General features: G+C 67.9%; 19 protein-coding genes. 11 read left to right on the top strand and 8 right to left on the bottom strand.

The window, feature by feature from the left end; translation table 11 throughout:
- Positions 1 to 29: 29 nt before the first annotated feature.
- Positions 30 to 422, bottom strand: coding sequence for a hypothetical protein (locus A5790_RS18700; protein WP_066847608.1), 393 nt, complete (start codon positions 420 to 422; stop codon positions 30 to 32).
- Positions 423 to 583: 161 nt separating this feature from the next.
- Positions 584 to 1474 carry an N-acetyl-1-D-myo-inositol-2-amino-2-deoxy-alpha-D-glucopyranoside deacetylase gene (gene mshB, locus A5790_RS18695; RefSeq protein ID WP_066847533.1) on the bottom strand — a complete coding sequence of 297 codons (891 nt, stop codon included), beginning with the start codon at positions 1472 to 1474 and terminating at the stop codon, positions 584 to 586.
- Between the two features lie 39 nt (positions 1475 to 1513).
- Here mshB and A5790_RS18690 point away from each other — a divergent pair, with 39 nt between their 5' ends.
- Positions 1514 to 2746, top strand: coding sequence for a chloride channel protein (locus A5790_RS18690; protein WP_066847529.1), 1233 nt, complete (start codon positions 1514 to 1516; stop codon positions 2744 to 2746).
- A gap of 4 nt (positions 2747 to 2750) precedes the next feature.
- Here A5790_RS18690 and A5790_RS18685 read toward each other — a convergent pair whose 3' ends face one another.
- On the bottom strand, positions 2751 to 4613 hold the full coding sequence (locus tag A5790_RS18685; RefSeq protein ID WP_197696832.1) for an ABC transporter family substrate-binding protein: 1863 nt from the start codon (positions 4611 to 4613) through the stop codon (positions 2751 to 2753).
- Between the two features lie 50 nt (positions 4614 to 4663).
- Complete coding sequence (gene typA, locus A5790_RS18680) at positions 4664 to 6553, bottom strand: translational GTPase TypA (protein ID WP_156616840.1); 1890 nt, start codon at positions 6551 to 6553, stop codon at positions 4664 to 4666.
- Between the two features lie 55 nt (positions 6554 to 6608).
- On the opposite strand from typA, the gene A5790_RS25840 reads away from it, so the two are divergent.
- Together A5790_RS25840 and A5790_RS18675 are read left to right on the top strand one after the other, a co-directional pair.
- A complete protein-coding gene (locus A5790_RS25840) occupies positions 6609 to 6779 on the top strand; it encodes a hypothetical protein (RefSeq protein WP_094292898.1) in 171 nt (56 codons plus the stop codon).
- A gap of 73 nt (positions 6780 to 6852) precedes the next feature.
- Entirely contained in the window at positions 6853 to 7116 is a 264-nt protein-coding gene (locus A5790_RS18675; RefSeq protein WP_066847525.1) for a hypothetical protein, read from the top strand.
- On the opposite strand, the gene A5790_RS18670 is transcribed toward A5790_RS18675, so the two are convergent.
- Positions 7110 to 7502 carry a (deoxy)nucleoside triphosphate pyrophosphohydrolase gene (locus A5790_RS18670; RefSeq protein ID WP_066808028.1) on the bottom strand — a complete coding sequence of 131 codons (393 nt, stop codon included), beginning with the start codon at positions 7500 to 7502 and terminating at the stop codon, positions 7110 to 7112. The genes A5790_RS18675 and A5790_RS18670 overlap by 7 nt on opposite strands.
- Positions 7503 to 7529: 27 nt before the next feature.
- On the opposite strand from A5790_RS18670, the gene A5790_RS18665 reads away from it, so the two are divergent.
- Positions 7530 to 7814, top strand: coding sequence for a 4a-hydroxytetrahydrobiopterin dehydratase (locus A5790_RS18665; protein WP_066847523.1), 285 nt, complete (start codon positions 7530 to 7532; stop codon positions 7812 to 7814).
- On the opposite strand, the gene A5790_RS18660 is transcribed toward A5790_RS18665, so the two are convergent.
- Positions 7792 to 8952: a mannosyltransferase gene (locus A5790_RS18660; RefSeq protein WP_066847520.1), complete on the bottom strand. Its 1161-nt coding sequence runs from the start codon at positions 8950 to 8952 to the stop codon at positions 7792 to 7794. The two genes, A5790_RS18665 and A5790_RS18660, sit on opposite strands and share 23 nt — an antisense overlap.
- 178 nt (positions 8953 to 9130) lie before the next feature.
- Between A5790_RS18660 and A5790_RS18655 the strand changes: the two genes are divergently transcribed.
- Positions 9131 to 9703 (top strand): hypothetical protein, encoded by a 573-nt coding sequence (locus A5790_RS18655; protein WP_064420176.1) that lies wholly within the window; start codon positions 9131 to 9133, stop codon positions 9701 to 9703.
- A 66-nt stretch (positions 9704 to 9769) separates the two neighbouring features.
- Positions 9770 to 10774 (top strand): hypothetical protein, encoded by a 1005-nt coding sequence (locus A5790_RS18650; protein ID WP_066847517.1) that lies wholly within the window; start codon positions 9770 to 9772, stop codon positions 10772 to 10774.
- Positions 10775 to 10973: 199 nt separating this feature from the next.
- Here A5790_RS18650 and A5790_RS18645 read toward each other — a convergent pair whose 3' ends face one another.
- Complete coding sequence (locus A5790_RS18645) at positions 10974 to 11120, bottom strand: DUF1059 domain-containing protein (protein WP_066808023.1); 147 nt, start codon at positions 11118 to 11120, stop codon at positions 10974 to 10976.
- A gap of 47 nt (positions 11121 to 11167) precedes the next feature.
- Between A5790_RS18645 and A5790_RS18640 the strand changes: the two genes are divergently transcribed.
- Both A5790_RS18640 and A5790_RS18635 read left to right on the top strand, forming a co-directional pair.
- Positions 11168 to 11827 carry a nitroreductase family protein gene (locus A5790_RS18640; protein ID WP_066847510.1) on the top strand — a complete coding sequence of 220 codons (660 nt, stop codon included), beginning with the start codon at positions 11168 to 11170 and terminating at the stop codon, positions 11825 to 11827.
- Positions 11828 to 11919: 92 nt separating this feature from the next.
- Entirely contained in the window at positions 11920 to 12300 is a 381-nt protein-coding gene (locus A5790_RS18635) for a recombinase family protein (RefSeq protein WP_064397985.1), read from the top strand.
- On the opposite strand, the gene A5790_RS18630 is transcribed toward A5790_RS18635, so the two are convergent.
- Positions 12297 to 12875, bottom strand: a complete 579-nt coding sequence (locus A5790_RS18630) for an HhH-GPD-type base excision DNA repair protein (protein ID WP_066847508.1) — start codon at positions 12873 to 12875, stop codon at positions 12297 to 12299. The two genes, A5790_RS18635 and A5790_RS18630, sit on opposite strands and share 4 nt — an antisense overlap.
- A gap of 299 nt (positions 12876 to 13174) precedes the next feature.
- On the opposite strand from A5790_RS18630, the gene A5790_RS18625 reads away from it, so the two are divergent.
- The 3 genes from A5790_RS18625 (at position 13175) to A5790_RS18615 (ending at position 16320) form a co-directional block, all read left to right on the top strand.
- Positions 13175 to 14098: an acyl-ACP desaturase gene (locus tag A5790_RS18625; RefSeq protein ID WP_066847505.1), complete on the top strand. Its 924-nt coding sequence runs from the start codon at positions 13175 to 13177 to the stop codon at positions 14096 to 14098.
- 243 nt (positions 14099 to 14341) lie between these two features.
- The gene (locus tag A5790_RS18620; protein ID WP_066847502.1) at positions 14342 to 14692 is read left to right on the top strand and encodes a DUF485 domain-containing protein; all 351 of its coding nucleotides are present in this window, start codon (positions 14342 to 14344) and stop codon (positions 14690 to 14692) included.
- The gene (locus A5790_RS18615) at positions 14689 to 16320 is read left to right on the top strand and encodes a cation acetate symporter (RefSeq protein WP_066847495.1); all 1632 of its coding nucleotides are present in this window, start codon (positions 14689 to 14691) and stop codon (positions 16318 to 16320) included. Before A5790_RS18620 ends, A5790_RS18615 begins: the two co-directional genes overlap by 4 nt.
- The last annotated feature ends 63 nt before the right edge of the window (positions 16321 to 16383 follow it).

Raw genomic sequence — 16383 nt, 5'->3', positions numbered from 1 at the left:
TTGCGCGTGCCGTACGCCTGACATACGGGTCACCCTAGTCCTCGCTTCACGTACGCCCGCAGCACCGCCGCAGGCGGCAGCGTGCCGAGCACGATGAGCAGCAGCGCCGCGAACTCCAGCACGCCGGCGCCGCCGAAGATCAGGTCGTCTCCCGGTCCACCCAGCGTCATCAGCCCGACCGTCAACAACCAGGTCCACAACGGAAGGGCCGCAACCCGCGGCGACGTGGTCCAGTGCGTCGCGGCCCACACCAGCGCGGCGTTGACCAGGCCGGCGAGCAACGCGCTGATCGGAAAAGGGACGGATCCCAGGCGGAGCGGAAGGAAGAAGGCCGAAGCGATGGCGCACAGCACGCCGTCGATGGCCAGCAGCGTCAGGACCGCCACGCTTCGAGGCCCGGCGGTGGTGGTGAGCGAGGTCAGGTCGGGATGCTGTCCAGCATGCCGGTGAGGGAACCGATCACCCACTGCAGGCTGTCGAACCGGTCCTGCCAATGCTGCAGGTTGGGATCGAGATCTGGATCCATGTGCCGTCCCTTCGTCGCGCCGCCGACTGCGGGCGAGCTTACTCCCTATCGCCGCCGCTATTGAAGGTCCAGTCCGGCGAGGAGATCGGTTTCCCAGCCTCGGCTGTCGCGTTCACCGGCCGAACCCGCGGCCAGGATATAGTGCTCGACCCCGCCGACCGGTAGCGCGATGTTGTTGGACAGCGCGAACGAGCGATCGTCCGGGGCGACGGTGATCTGCGTGGCGTGCGCGCGCATCGCCGCCACCTTGGCGCTCAACTGTCCGGGATCGTCGATCACCGCGTCGATCTCGTTGTCGGGATAGCCGAACGGCACCTCGTCCACGGTCACCCGGGTCCACTCGGCGGGTGCATCGTCGATCCTGGCGAGCCCCTCGGCGATCGCGTTCCTGGACGTCACCGCCCAGTAGACCTTCGGCACGGCCCACGGCTCGCCAGGAAACCCCGACCCTTCGGCGGCGGCCACGGCGGCCATCGTCACCTCGTGGGTGTGGATGTGGTCGGGATGGCCGTAACCCCCTTGCGGGTCGTAGGTGACGACGACGTGCGGGCGCAGCTCACGGATGATTTCGACCAGCGCACCCACGGACTCGGCGGGATCGGCGTCGATGAACCTCTGGTGGTGCCGGCGCGGTGTGCCCGCCATCCCCGAGTCGCGCCAGCGCCCGGCCCCGCCGAGGAACTCCGGTTCGTCGAGGCCCAGCGCGTTCAGCGCCGCGGTCAGCTCGCCGATGCGGTAGCCGCCGAGCTGATCGGCCTCGTCCACGGCCAGGTGGGCCCACCGCTCGCCGATGACCTCGCCCTCTTCGCCGAGCGTGCATGTCACTACGCGCACCTGCGCACCGCGGCCGACGTAGTGGGCGATCGTGGCGCCGGTGGTCAGCGTCTCGTCGTCGGGATGGGCGTGCACGAACAACAGCCGCCCACCGCTGGGGTCATCGCGTTCCATTCGCACCAGCTTGCCTGCCGGCTGGCATACATTCACGAGGTGTCCCGGCGCACCGTGGAGTTCGGTTGCGCGATCATCATCATCGGTCTGCTCGCAGGCGTCGCGGGTGCGGCCACGACGCTGCTCCTGCACGGCGTCGAACACCTCACGTACCACTACTCGTTCGGTACCCTGCTCACCGGTATCGGCGGGAGCAGTCCGGTCCGGCGCGCCGCAGGCCCGATGATCGGCGGGGCGCTTGCCGGTTTCGGGTGGTGGCTGCTGCGTCGGCGCACCGAGATTCCGTCGTTGTCCTCGGCCATCAGGGAACCCCGCCCACTGCCCCGCGTGCCGTTGTGCATAGACGCCGCACTTCAGGTGCTGCTCGTCGGATCGGGCGCATCGCTGGGGCGTGAGAGCGCGCCGCGCCAGATCGCCGCCGCGCTCGGCGATTTCGGGACGACACGGCTCGCCCTGACTGCGCGCGATCGCGAGATCCTGCTCGCCTGCGCCGCCGGCGCCGGGCTCGGCGCGGTGTACAGCGTGCCGTTGGGTGGGGCCTTGTTCACCGCAAGCATCCTGCTCCGAACCTGGCATCCGCGTGCGGTCGGCGCGGCGCTGATCACGTCGAGCCTGGCCGTGGCGGTGGCGGCTCCGGTCACCCATCTCGAGCACGCGTTGACCTGGCCCGACTTCGAGCTGTCGCCACTGTTCGCGTTTCTGGCGGTGGCCATCTCGCCGCTGGCCGCCGCGGTCGGCTTGGCCTTCGACCGCGTCATGACCGCCGCCCGGCCACGGATCCAGATGCGCTCATCGATGCTGGTTCCCGCGATCGCCGCGGCCGGCCTGCTGACCGGCGTGTGCTCGATCTGGTGGCCCGAATTGCCGGGTAACGGCAGAAGCATTCTCACTGTCAGCGTCAACAACGGGCTCACGCTCGGCGCGGCCGCCATGATCCTGCTGCTGAAGCCGCTTCTCACCGCGGTGTTCCTGCGCGCCGGCGCGGTCGGCGGCCTGATCACTCCTGCGTTGGCGACGGGTGCGGCCGCAGGGTCGCTCGTCGCCCTCGCGCTGAACCACTGGGCGGGAACGGACCTCCCCGTCTCGGCCTTGTCGTTGACGTGCGCGGCGGGCGTGCTGGCGATCACACAGCGCGCACCGGCGTTCGCGGCGCTGTTCGTCTGGGAGCTCGCGCATCCGCCCTACTGGCTGCTGGTGGTGTTCGCAATCGCGGCGTTCGCCGCACACGGCTTGCGCGTGCTGCGCGACAGGCGGGCCACTACCGGCGGGTGAGGCACTACTGCTTGGTCTTCACCCATTCGCCCGCGTCACCGACGATGCCGACCGGCACGGCACCGGACAGGCTGACGTTCTGCACGCTCGGGCCCGACGCCACGATCGTGGTGTCCTGCAGGATCGGCAGCACGGTCGCCATGTTCCACAGGCGCGGTTCGACGGCGGTGATGACATCCGCGATGTCTTCGCTGCCATCCAGCGCGGCGTCGATCTTCGGCTGAATGCTGCGATCGCACATCCCGGTGATGTTGCTCGGCGCCTGAACCAGTTCGTCGGTTTCGGGTTCGGGCTGTGGACTCGGCGTCGTCGCGGTGGGTGTGGGCCGCGTCGTGCTCGGTGTCGGGGTCGCGGGAGCCGTCGCCCTTGGGCCGGGTTGGACCGTCGCCACCGGCGTCGCCTCCAGCGCCCGGCAGCCGTAGCGCGACGCAAGCGACGTGGCCAGATCGCCGCCCGCCTGATTCCAGCCGACCACCGCATCGACCCGGTTATTGGGCAACGCATCGTCGTAGAGCACCACGGGGTCGAGCGCCGACACCGATGCGGCGATGCCGACGTTGCGCAGTTGGTCGGCCGCGGTGTTGGCCACGGCCACCGACGTCGGGTCGTTGGCCGCCACCCCGATCACCAACGTCAACGGCTCACCGTTCCTGGCGATGCGCCCACGGTCGCCGTCCGGTGGGGGGGTTCCCGGTGTGGGCGGCGCACTGGTCACGACGGGTTCCACCTCGTACCCCGCGTCGGCCAGCAACCCGAGGGCGTCCTCCTTGGCCATCGCGGGCGGCGCGGTCGGGGTGTAACCCGGATCCGACGGTGAGCGCACCTGAGCCTGAGCCAACGTCACCGTGTTGTCGTCGCCCGCGCCGACGGCGGCCAGAAGGTCGACGTCGAGCAACCCCAGGATCGCCTTGCGGACCTGCGACTCCCGCAACGCGGGCTGCTGGGCCCGCAGACTCAAGCGCATCACACGCGGCGTGACGATGCGCGCCGTGCGCACGTCGGGAATCGCGGACAGTTGGGCGAACACGGCCGACCCGCCGTGCACCTGGGCGACCTGCGTGTCACCGTTGCGAATCGAATCGGCCAGCGCCGCCGAGTCGCCACCCCTGCGGAACAACACCTGATCGGGTTTCGCCGGAGGACCCCAGTACCGGTCGTTGCGGGCCAGCAGAATTTCGTCGCGCTGGGGGTCGATGTTCTCGACGCGGAACTGACCGCCCGTCACGGGCAGCGCCCGCGCGAGGCCTGCCGCGAACCCGCCGGGCACGTCCTTGACGATGTGAGCCGGGAGGATGTCGTTGAACAACTCGCGCCACGCCGGATACGGCTGCGAGAACGTCACGACCGCGGTCTTGCCGCCTTCGACCGACTGCACGCCGGTGATCAGGTCGTACCCCGCCGGGTCGACGACCCCGGGCTGGCTGACCATCTGCTGCCACAGGTACCAGTAGTCGTCGGCGGCGATGGGCGCGTTGTCGGTCCACGACGCCTCGGGGCGGATCTTGTAGGTGACGGTGAACGGATCTCGGCTCGTCACCTCTGCCGAGTCCAGCAGCGTGGTGTCGAGTTCCCACCGCGACCCGGTCGGGGTCTTCGGATCGGCGATGGGCCGGAAGGAACTAGGCAGCACGAGCGAGCTGATCGCCGCGTTGACGGGCGACTGATCGGACAGCAGATGCGGATTGAAACCGGGGCCGATCCAGTCGATCGCCATGATGATCTGCGTCGCCTTCAACGGAGGAGGCGGCGGCTGCTGCTGCGTATCGGTGCTCTGCGGCGCGGGCGGCGGGCTGACGGTGCAGGCGGCCAACAGTGTCACCATCGCGGACAATGTGGCGATGACGCGTCGGGGGCCGGGCACGCCCAACAGGGTATCGGGCAACTTTGAGGCACCCGCCCGATCGGCGACCGCCGGTTTCAGCCGCGGGCCTTCGCGCGCGCCTTGGCCCTTGCGCGCAGGCTCGCGTTCAACTCCACCTTGCGCACGCGGACGACCTCGGGGGTGACCTCGACGCATTCGTCCTCGGCGCAGAACTCCATGGCTTGTTCCAGGGTCAGTTCCAGCGGCCGGGCCAGGGTTTCGATGACGTCGGCCGTCGAGCTGCGCATGTTCGTGAGCTTCTTCTCCCGGGTCACGTTGACGTCGAGATCCTCGGCGCGCGGGTTGATGCCGACGACCTGACCTTCGTAGGTGTCCTGGCCGGGCTCGACGAAGAACTGGCCGCGGTCGGCGAGCTGGATCATCGCGAACGGCGTGATCTGACCGCTGCGGTCGGAGACCAGCGAGCCGCTGTGCCGGGCGCGGATCTCCCCCGCCCATGGCCGGTAGCCGTCGAAGACCGCGTTGGCGATGCCGGTGCCGCGGGTGATGGTCAAAAAGTCGGTGCGGAACCCGATGAGCCCGCGACTCGGCACGACGAAGTCCATCCGCACCCAGCCCGCGGCGTGGTTGGTCATGTCCTCCATGCGGCCCTTACGTGCGGCCATCAGCTGAGTGATGGCGCCGACGAACTCCTCGGGACAATCGATGGTCATCGCCTCGTACGGCTCGTGCAGCTTGCCGTCGATGGTGCGGGTCACCACCTGCGGCTTGCCGACGGTCAGCTCGAAACCCTCGCGGCGCATCTGTTCGACGAGCACGGCCAGCGCCAGTTCGCCGCGGCCCTGCACCTCCCACGCGTCGGGTCTGCCGATGTCGACGACCTTGATCGACACGTTGCCGACCAGTTCCTGGTCCAGGCGGTTGCGCACCATCCGCGCGGTGAGCTTGTGGCCGGACACCTTGCCCGCCAGCGGTGAGGTGTTGGTGCCGATGGTGACCGAGATGGCCGGCTCGTCGACGCTGATGCGCGGCAGCGCGTGCGCGTGGTCCGGATCGGCGAGCGTGTCGCCGATCATGATCTCGGGCATGCCTGCGACGGCGACGATATCGCCGGCGATGGCCTCGTCGGTCGGATTGCGTTCGACGCCGACGGTGGCCAGCAGTTCGGTGATCTTGGCGTTCGTGACGACCGGTACGCCGTCGACTTCGCGCATCCAGGCGACCTGCTGGCCCTTGCGCAGCTTGCCGTTGTAGATGCGGACCAGCGCCAGGCGGCCCAGGAACGCCGAGGCGTCGAGGTTGGTGACCAGCGCCTGCAGCGGGGCTTCGGGGTCGCCGGTGGGCGGCGGGATGTGCTCCATCAGCACGTCGAACAGCGGGTCGAGGTTGGTGCCGTCCGGGTTCTCGCCGTTGGCGGGCTCGGTGGTGCTGGCGATGCCGGCCCGGCCCGACGCGTACAGCGTCGGCAGCCCGAGCGCCTCTTCGGCCGCCTTCTGCGCTTCCTCGTCGAGGTCCGATGCGACGTCGAGCAGCAGGTCGTGGCTGTCGGAGACGACCTCGCTGATCCGGGCGTCGGGGCGGTCGGTCTTGTTGACCACCAGGATCACCGGCAGATGGGCGGCCAGCGCCTTGCGCAGCACGAAGCGGGTCTGCGGCAGCGGCCCCTCGGACGCGTCGACCAGCAGCAGCACACCGTCGACCATGGACAGCCCGCGTTCGACCTCGCCGCCGAAATCGGCGTGTCCCGGGGTGTCGATGACGTTGATGACGGTCACGTTGCCGTCGGCGTGGTGGCGGTGCACGGCGGTGTTCTTGGCGAGGATCGTGATGCCTTTTTCCCGCTCCAGGTCGCCGGAGTCCATGATGCGCTCGGTGGCGTCGTCACCACGGTGTGTGAGCGCGCCCGACTGACGCAGCATGGCGTCGACCAGGGTCGTCTTCCCGTGGTCGACGTGTGCCACGATGGCGACGTTTCTAAAATCCACTTCGAGATTGTCGCAGCGCGGTCGGCCAATCACGAAAACGAGAGATGCCCGTCACTTGAAGCCCAGCAAGCTCGCCGACCTCAAGCCGAAGAAGAAGTGCTGCCGCAGCAAGCCCCGGTGTAAGCGCTGCCCGGTCGTGGTGCACCAGGTCCGCAAGGCGGAACTCAACGGTCTGCGCGGCAAGGACCTGGCGAAGGTGCACAAGCGGGCGCGCAAGATCAAGTAGTCCGGAGCTCACAGCGTTTGCGCAGGTGCGGTGACTACCGTCGACCTCGTTACCCGAGGGAGGGAGACGGGTCATGATGATCTTCGAGATCCTCACCGTGGTGCTCATCGGAGTGCTGGCGGCCGCCGCAGTCGCGGCGATCTACATCGGACTGCTCAACTGGATGGGCGCCGCTTTCGTGGTGCGATGCGCGACCTGTCACCACCTGACGCTGTCGTCGACCACCGCATCGCGCGAATCCTGCGTGCACTGCCGGCATCCGGCGCTGCTGCACCCCATCTACGCGATGCATCACCAACCGGCGGTGCGCGTCGTCCGCGACGGCTTGCGTTACTGACCCCCCAGCGCCAGGCGGAGCTCCGGCACCCACGCGCGGTCGGCGGGAACCCAAGCGAGGCCGTCGAGTTCGTCGGCGGTGACCCAGCGCAGCGCCCGGTGGTCATTGGGATGCAGGGTGCCACCGGTCCGGGTGACGACGTAGGCGCGCAGAGACGTCGTCGGTCCGAGCGCGACGTCGGCGCCCAGACGCGCGCCGACGGTCACTTCCACGCCGAGTTCTTCGTGTAGCTCGCGGGCCAGCGCGGCCTCGTCGGTCTCGCCTGCCGACACCTTGCCGCCGGGCAACTCCCACAGCCCGGCCAGCTCGGGCGGCCGCTCGCGCTGCGCCACCAGCAGCACCCCGGCGTCGATCAGCGCACCGGCCACCACGATCTGCTCTGACATCGCGACCGAAGGTATACCGTCGAACCCATGGCTGTGTTAACGGACGAACAAGTAGACGCCGCACTGCCCGACCTGCCCGGCTGGGAGCGCGCCGACGGCGCCCTGCGTCGCTCGATCAAGTTCCCGGCCTTTCTCGACGGTATCGACGCCGTCCGTCGGGTCGGCGAGCACGCCGAAGCCAAGGACCACCATCCTGATATTGACATCCGATGGCGCACAGTAACTTTCGCACTGGTGACGCACTCCGAGGACGGCATCACGGAGAAGGACGTCGAGATGGCCCGCGACATCAACGGGATCGTCGGCCAGTAGCGGCGATCCAGGCCAGCGTCGCCAGCGTGGCGACGATGTAGATCAACCCGGCCCACGCCAGATACCAGGGTCGCGGGATCACCCAGATCGTCGGCTGTGCGAAGCTCAGCAGCCACGGAACCCCGATCAGGGTCAGAACGAGCCACCCCCACCCCAGCACCCGCGCGCCGAGACGGTCGCCCAACGGCCCGTGCAGCAACCAGATCATCAACGGGATCAGCCACACCCAGTGATGTGTCCACGAGATCGGTGAGAGCAGCAGACCGAACAACTGCACCACGACGATCGCACCCAACCGATCCGACGCGCCGCCGATCGCGCGCCACGCGAGGACCGCCAGCACCGCCGTCACCGCGATGCCCGCCAGGACCGCGGGCCCGTACCCCGCGTCGTGCCCGAGGATCCGCGATATCCCGCCGCGCCACGACTGGTTGAACGACGTGCCGACCGGGCCGACACGATTGGCGTCACCGAGCAGTTCGGTGAAGTAGCGCCGGGTCTCGTCGCCGACAGTCAAGGCCGAAATCCCCACGGTGGCAACGAATACGACCGCTGAGAAGATCACCGCACCCCATCGCCGCGCACCGAGGAAGTACAACCCCGAGACCGCGGGCGTCAGCTTCAAACCTGCCGCGACCCCGACCAGCAGGCCGGACAACCACCACCGCGTGCTGTACACCGCATAGAGAACCGCCAGCACGAGCACCACGTTGATCTGCCCGTAGTCGAAGGTGCTGCGCAGCGGTTCGAGCCAGATGCCGACCGCCGTCCACAGCATCGCGGTCCGCCGATCGCCGGAACCCAGGAGCCGCTGGCTGATGCGCACCACACCGTAAAGGGCGGCGATGATCCCGAGTTGCCACAACAACGCGACGAGGCCGAACGGCAACAGGTGAAGCGGATAGAACACCACCGCGGCGAACGGCGGATAGGTGAAAGGCAGCGGGAAGTCCGGCGTCTGCTCGGCATAGACGTAGTCGTAGAGCGCGCCGGGTTGATCCAGCGTGCCGGCACCTCCGACGTAGACGTGCAGGTCGACGAAGTTCGCGCCGTTGGGCACCAGATAGGTCCACGCCAGCCGCGCGGCGATGCTGATCACCAACAGCACGGGCGCCGCAGCGGCCAGTCGCACGGCCATCCGCGACGTCGACGTGGCGGCGCTTGTCGAGGTGTCTATCCGCCCGACTCTATCGGCCGGTCACCGAAACCCCTCGCTTGCGTAACGGTTGAGTCACTGCCACACGTGTCACTTGAGTCACACCAGTAACTCCGTAGCTTCGGGCGAAGACGTGCCGACACAACTGATTGGGAGAACCATGCGCAGCACCGGAAAACTGTTCGCGACCACCATGATCGCCGCGGCGGGAGCGGTCTCGGCCGCGCTGGCGCTGAGCGCCACCGCCACCGCCCAGCCCGCGGCGCCGGCACCCGCGCCCAGCGTGCCGGGGTTGCCGCTCATCCAGCAGTTGGCGTCGAACCCGGCCGCCGCGACGCAGCTCATGCAGGGCTTCACATCGCTGCTGAACACCGCTCAGGCCCCCGCCGCCCCGGCCGCGACGCCTCCGTCGGCGACGGCGACGGTCACCCTTCCGCAGCCGCCGTCATCGCTGCCCGGTATGCCCGCGGCGCCGGCGGCACCCGCAGCCACGCCTGCGGCCGCACCGGCCAACCCGGCCAACCTGCTGTCCAACCTGCCGACCGGGTTGGCCTCGCTGCTGCCTGAGGGAACGCCGTTGACCGGCCTCCTGCCGGCCGCGGCACAGGCGGCCACGCCGGCGGCTGCCGCACCCGCCGCCGCGGCCCCGGCCGCCGCGGCGCCTGCCGCTGCCCCGGCACTGCCCAGCGCGGGTATGGCACCGCTGCTGATGCCGCTGTCGGCTCTTCCGTGATCCGTGGGGCGACGCCGAACCACCCACTCGCAGACACGACCACTACAACCACGTTCTGAGGGAGCCATGTCAGCTCGAAGGATGTTCGCCACCGTCGCCCTCGCGATCGGCTCATCGGCCACGCTGCTCGCCAGCGGCGTGACCGGTGTGGCCGGCGCCGAACCCGCGCCCCCGGCACCGATCGACGGGCTGCAGGCGCCCGGACTGACGGCGGTCCAGGGCATCAGCCCGGCGATCCAGCAGGCCGCTGCGGATCCGACGAATGCCGCGTCGACGCTGATGGCCGCGGCCGCGGTGTTCGCCGGTGACGCGGTCGCCCCCACCGAGTCACGCAATGTCGCGTCGGCGGTCAACCAGTTCGTCGCGCACAATCCCGCACCCGGCGCGGTGCCGGGCGAGCAGGCGCACCTGCCGGCCGGAATCAACCCGGCTCACGCGGTCGGACCCGTACCGGACGCGGTGCCCGCACCCGAGGTGCCGCCCGCACCTGCGGCCGCTCCCGCTCCGGCACCCGCGCCTGCGGCTGCACCGGTGGCTGTTGCCGCGGCGCCCGCACCCGAGGCCGTACCGGCGCCGGCGCCGGCGCCGGAGACTGCCCCGGCTCCAGGTCCAGCACCCGCACCGGCTCCTGCCGCCGCGCCCGGCCCCGGCTTCGGTCCGGACGCCCCGCCAACGCAGGACTTCATGTACCCGTCGATCAGCAACGGCTGCCTGGGCGACGGCGGAAACGTGCTCGCCACCGCGATTTCGGTGGCCGGGCCCGCGAAGATCCCGACGCCGGGCCCCGGTCCGGGTCAGACCGCTTACGTGTTCACCGCCGTCGGCACGCCCGGCCCCGCGGCCGAGCAGAAGCTGCCCCTCAACGTCACCTGGGTCAACCTGACCACCGGTAAGTCGGGCAGCGCCACGCTGAAGCCGCGCTCGGATATCAACCCCGAGGGGCCGACCACTCTGACGGCGATCGCCGACACCGGCTCCGGCAGCATCCTGTCGACGATCTTCGGACAGGTCACGACCACCGAACGGCAGTGCCAGTTCATGCCGACGATCGGCTCGACGGTCGTTCCGTAAACGTCTGCCTCAACCCCCGCGGGCCCACACACATCCTCGCGGGACCACACACATCCCCGCGAGCGGCCGTGTTTGCACCGCGACACGCCGCGCCGGCGCGTGCAAATGCGGTCGCTCGCCGGGATCAGTAGTCGTCAAACCGACGTTTTGGCTGATTCGCCCGCCCGCGATCGACCATTGCGTCGGTGTGGAATCAGGATCAGTAGGCCATGAAGAGGATCGCGTCCCGGTCGTAATCGCGGCCGGGATGCGACTCGGACAGATGCGCCTGGGCCTTCTCGACCAGGTCCTCCTCGTCCTTACCCACAATCGCTTCGCCACACGGGCAGTTCAGGTGCGTCTTCATATCCCCACCTTCGCATAGGTCGCCACCGACAGGCCCAAGATATAGCCATGGATCTCTACGACGTCATGCGCACAACGGCTGCAGTGCGCGAGTACACCGGCGACCCGCTGCCCGACGACGTCCTCGAGCGCATTCTCGACAAAGCCCGCTTCGCGCCGAGCGGCGGCAACCGCCAAGGCACTCGGGTCGTCGTGGTGCGCGATACCGCAACACGCGAGGCGCTGATCGAATGCGCGATACCCGGGGCCAAGCGCTACCTCGCGCAGCTGCGCAACGGCGAAAGCCCGTGGAATCCGTTGCATCCCTGTCGGGTTGACGAGCAGACCATCTCGGCGATCAACGTGCCGAACCAGTCACCGCTGCGCACCGCTGAGGTGGTGCTGGTGGTCTGCGTCGATCTGGGCGTCGTGGCCGCGTTCGATCAGCACCTCGACCGTGTGGGTCTGGTCGCGGGCGCCTCGGTATACCCGTTCGTCTGGAACATCCTGCTGGCCGCCCGCAACGAGGGGTACGGCGGTGTGCTCACCACTGCCGCCGTCGCCGAAGAGCCGCGGGTTCGTGAGTTGCTGGGCATCCCGGACAACTACGCGGTCGCCGCTGTACTGCCGCTCGGCAAGCCGGTCCGCCAGCTGACGAAGTTGACCCGCAAACCCGTTGCCGAGATCGCCAGCTGGGAGCGCTTCGACGGAGAGCCGTTCGGCGCATGACTGGTGACGTCCGGTAACAGTTCGGTCGGCAACCAGACTCGATATGGCTTAGTCGATTCCGCTCGCCAGGCGTTTCATGCGACCTTGGGAAAGTGACCTGCACGCTGGGCTACGCCACAGCAAGCACCGCCGAGCAGGGCCTCGAGGGTCAGCTCGCGGCGCTCAACGCTGCAGGTGTCGACCCCCGGCGGGTGTTCACCGACCGGCTTTCTGATTCCGCCGACCGCATCGGCGCGGGCCTACACTCCATGTTGAGCTACGCCCGTTCCGGCGACACCATCGTCGTGGTCGCGCTCGACCGGCTCGGCCGCACCGGAACCGAGGTCACCCGCACCATCGCCGAACTCTGCGAGCGCGGCCTTCGGCTTCGCACTCTCAAAGAGGGCCTCGACACCGGGACCTCCACCGGCCGCGTCGTCGCATCCGTCATCAAGACGCTGGCCCGCCTGGATTCCGAAGACGCCGCGGTCTAACCCTTTGCGGCCTTGGCGGCTGCCTTCGCCTGCTTCTTGTACGACCGCACCTTCTCCAGCGAACCGGCGTCGACAACGTCGGCCACCGACCGGTACGAGCCCGCCTTGCCGTAGTCGCCGGCGGCCTTGCGCCAACCTTCTGGGGTCACGCCGTACTGCTTGCCGAGCAGAGCCAGAAAGATCTTCGCCTTCTGCTCCCCGAACCCCGGCAGGGCCTTGAGCCGACGCAGCACCTCGGCGCCGTCCGGGTCGCCCTCGGTCCACAGCGCGGCCGCATCACCGCGGTAGCGATCGACGATCAACTGCGCCAGCGCCTGTACCCGTTTTGCCATCGAGCCCGGAAAACGGTGAATCGCAGGGGTTTTCGAGCACAACTCGACGAACTTCTCGGGGTCGTAGTCGGCGATCTCGCGGACATCGAAGCCACCGAGGCGGTCGGCGATCTTCTTCGGACCTGCAAACGCGGCCTCCATCGGGTACTGCTGATCGAGCAGCATCCCGGTCAGCAATGCGAACGGGTTGGATTCCAGCAGCGCGTCGGCCGCGGGATCTTGGACAAGCTGCAGTTTCGCCACGCCGCCAGTTTAAAACTGCGCGATGCTGCTAGCAGCACTCCATGTTGAGAACAGCTACACCCGTCACCCAGATCAACCTCGTCGCGAAACCACCTGTGACGCCCGATGTTTTCCAGCAAGAGAGGAGCGATTTCGTCAGCAGATGAGCCCGCTCGGACTTAGGCGCGCAATTGCGGCCACATGAATTACACCGCAAACTGAAGTGACAATTGTCGCGCCAGTCAGTCCTCGCTCTTTGTCGGCAACAGCAAATCTTCAAAACGCAGCTACTAGACCGTAAGTTACGGTAGCGTAGCCCTGTGCCAGATCTACATGCCGCTGTGCTGACCGAACTGGAGCCGGTCGTGGCAGCGAACCTCGACCGCCATCTCAGCGCTGCGAAAGAGTGGCAGCCCCATGATTATGTGCCGTGGTCACGCGGGCGCGACTTCGCGTTCCTCGGAGGATCCGACTGGCGGCCCGAGGACTCGCCTCTCGATCCAGTCGCCCAAACGGCAATGATCGTCAACCTGCTCACCGAGGACAACCTGCCTTCATATCACCGCGAGATCGCCACCCGCTTCGGACGCGATGGCGCTTGGGGGCAGTGGGTCGGTCGCTGGACGGCCGAAGAAGCTCGACACGCGATCGCGATACGCGACTATCTCATCGTCACGCGTGGTGTCGATCCGGTCCGGCTGGAGGCGCTGCGCATGGAGCATATGGTGGCCGGTTACGACAGCGGTGACAAGACTGTGCTACAGGCACTGGCTTACGTCTCCTTCCAGGAACTGGCCACCCGAATCGCGCACCGAAACACCGGACGCGCGACCGGCTGTCCGCTCGCGGAGCAACTGCTCGCTCGGATATCCACCGACGAGAACCTCCACATGATCTTTTACCGGAACCTCATGGACGCAGCGCTCGACATCGCGCCCGACGCAGCCATGCAGACAATCCGCGACGAAGTGGTTGGATTTCAGATGCCGGGACAGGGCATGACGGATTACGCCAAGAACGCGATCACGATCGCCAAAGCCGGCATCTACGACCTGCGCTTGCATCATGACGCGGTGATCCAGCCCGTGCTCCGGTTCTGGCGAGTCTTCGAGCGCACCGACTTCGGGTCGGCTGGTGAGCAGGCTCGCGACGAGCTCTCGTTCTTCCTCGCGGCGCTCGATGCGAAGGCGAAGCACTACGAGGAGAAGCGCGCTGCTCGCGAGGCGGAACGCACGATGGCGTGACGCGATTCTCGTAAGTCGATTGATCGCGTTTCATCGGCAGTGAGCTTTGCCGACTTCCACGACCGGGTGTGGCAATGTTTCGCATACGCAACCATGCTCAGATCGGTAACCGCCCTTCTCTTGTTCCTCGGCATTCACATCCTGCCCTCCCCTGTCGGCGTGTCGGGAGAGCCAGCGGCTACCCGTGAACGAAAGTCACCTACCAGCAACTGATCCGTCCACCGCCGAGGTCCAGGAGTTGAGATGTCCCAGACAGACCTACCCCATCGGGATACCCCGATCAGCGGCGAGGAATACCGAACCGTACAAGCCAGCCCGGAGTTTCAAGAGTTGCGTTCCAGGCTGCGCCGCTTCGTCTTTCCGATGAGCGCGGTGTTCCTCATCTGGTATGCCGCCTACGTGATTCTGGGCGCCTTCGCCCACGACTTCATGGCGATCAAGGTGTGGGGCGACATCAACGTCGGGCTGTTGGTCGGCGTCGGTCAGTTCGTCTCCACGTTCGTGATCACCGGCCTGTACGTACGCTTTGCCAACCGCGAGCTCGACCCGCGGGCCGAGGCCATCCGCACCAAACTGGAAGGCGGTGCGGTATGACCACCTTGCTGGCCGTCGACCCGAACGTCGGCAACCCCGCCGCCAACATCGGCATCTTCGGGCTGTTCGTCGCGGTGACGCTGTACATCGTGATCCGCGCGAGCAAGCGCAACGCCACCGCCACCGAATTCTTCACGGCCGGGCGGTCGTTCACCGGCCCCCAGAACGGCATCGCGATCTCCGGTGACTATCTGTCCGCCGCCAGCTTCCTGGGCATCGCGGGTGCGATCGCGGTCTACGGCTACGACGGCTTCCTCTACTCCATCGGCTTCCTGGTGGCCTGGCTCGTCGCGCTGCTGTTGGTCGCCGAATTACTGCGCAACGCAGGGAAATTCACGATGGCCGACGTGCTGAGCTTCCGGCTCAGGCAGCGCCCGGTGCGCCTCGCAGCGGCCACGACGACACTTGCGGTCTGCCTGTTCTACCTGCTGGCGCAGATGGCCGGCGCGGGCGGACTTGTCGCGCTGCTGCTCAACGTCACCAGCGATTTCGGCCAGGCCGTCGTGATCGCCGTCGTCGGTGTCCTGATGATCGTCTACGTGCTGATCGGCGGCATGAAGGGCACCACCTGGGTGCAGATCATCAAGGCCGTGCTGTTGATCGGCGGCACGGCGCTGATGACGGTGTGGGTGCTCGCCAAGTTCGGTGCGAACTTCTCCGAGATCCTCGGCGCAGCCCAGTCTGCCGTCTCGGGCTCGTCGAACGAGGCCGTCGCCGCCCGCGACGTCCTGGCCCCCGGCGCGCAATACGGCGCGTCGTTGACATCGCAGATCAACTTCATCTCGTTGGCGCTGGCGCTGGTGCTGGGCACCGCGGGCCTGCCGCACGTGCTGATGCGCTTCTACACGGTGCCGACCGCCAAGGAGGCGCGCCGCTCGGTGGTCTGGGCGATCGCGCTCATCGGCGCGTTCTACCTGTTCACCCTCGCCCTCGGTTACGGCGCCTCGGCGCTCGTCGGGCCCGACACCATCCTGGCCGCCCCCGGCGGGCAGAACTCGGCCGCACCGCTTCTGGCATTCGAACTCGGCGGGGTGATCCTGCTCGGCATCATCTCGGCGGTCGCGTTCGCGACGATCCTCGCCGTGGTCGCCGGCCTGACCATCACGGCGGCAACGTCGTTCGCGCACGACATCTATGCCGGCGTGCTCAAGAGCGACCGCGTCAGCGAGAGCGAGCAGGTGCGGGTCTCGCGGATCACGGTCGTGGTGCTGGGTGTCTTCGCGATCGGCCTTGGCGTGCTGGCCGCCGAGCAGAACATCGCGTTCCTGGTCGCGCTCGCCTTCGCGGTGGCCGCGGCGGCCAACCTGCCGACCATCCTGTACTCGCTGTACTGGCCGCGGTTCAACACCCGCGGCGCGTTGTGGAGCATGTACGGCGGTCTGATCTCGACGATCGTGCTGATCGTGTTCTCCCCGGCCGTGTCGGGATCGAAGACCGCGATGCTGCCCAGCGTCGACTTCGCATGGTTCCCGCTCGCCAACCCCGGCATCGTGTCGATCCCGTTGGCTTTCCTGCTCGGCGCCCTGGGCACCCTGACCTCATCGGACCGGGGCGATCCGGACATCAACGCCGAGTTCGAGGTGCGCTCGCTGACCGGCGTCGGCGCCGAGAAGGCCGTCGCCCACTGAGTTCTACCGCGCGAGATTGCATTCCGGCAGGCAAAGTCCGAGTGACCGCCTGCTGGAGTGCAA

Source organism: Mycobacterium sp. 852002-51152_SCH6134967 (assembly GCF_001667105.1).
GTDB lineage: Bacteria > Actinomycetota > Actinomycetes > Mycobacteriales > Mycobacteriaceae > Mycobacterium > Mycobacterium neumannii_A.
Note: the sequence above shows the minus strand (reverse complement) of the source record. Positions and strands in the feature narration are given on the sequence as shown.

Coding starts and splice junctions, on each gene's coding strand:
- mshB (WP_066847533.1), bottom strand. CDS start 1,474: ATGGAACGCGATGACCCCAGCGGTGGGCGGCTGTTGTTCGTGCACGCC.
- A5790_RS18675 (WP_066847525.1), top strand. CDS start 6,853: ATGATGATCTTCGAGATCCTCACCGTGGTGCTCATCGGAGTGCTGGCG.
- A5790_RS18670 (WP_066808028.1), bottom strand. CDS start 7,502: ATGTCAGAGCAGATCGTGGTGGCCGGTGCGCTGATCGACGCCGGGGTG.
- A5790_RS18665 (WP_066847523.1), top strand. CDS start 7,530: ATGGCTGTGTTAACGGACGAACAAGTAGACGCCGCACTGCCCGACCTG.
- A5790_RS18660 (WP_066847520.1), bottom strand. CDS start 8,952: ATGGCCGTGCGACTGGCCGCTGCGGCGCCCGTGCTGTTGGTGATCAGC.
- A5790_RS18655 (WP_064420176.1), top strand. CDS start 9,131: ATGCGCAGCACCGGAAAACTGTTCGCGACCACCATGATCGCCGCGGCG.
- A5790_RS18650 (WP_066847517.1), top strand. CDS start 9,770: ATGTCAGCTCGAAGGATGTTCGCCACCGTCGCCCTCGCGATCGGCTCA.
- A5790_RS18645 (WP_066808023.1), bottom strand. CDS start 11,120: ATGAAGACGCACCTGAACTGCCCGTGTGGCGAAGCGATTGTGGGTAAG.
- A5790_RS18640 (WP_066847510.1), top strand. CDS start 11,168: ATGGATCTCTACGACGTCATGCGCACAACGGCTGCAGTGCGCGAGTAC.
- A5790_RS18620 (WP_066847502.1), top strand. CDS start 14,342: ATGTCCCAGACAGACCTACCCCATCGGGATACCCCGATCAGCGGCGAG.
- A5790_RS18615 (WP_066847495.1), top strand. CDS start 14,689: ATGACCACCTTGCTGGCCGTCGACCCGAACGTCGGCAACCCCGCCGCC.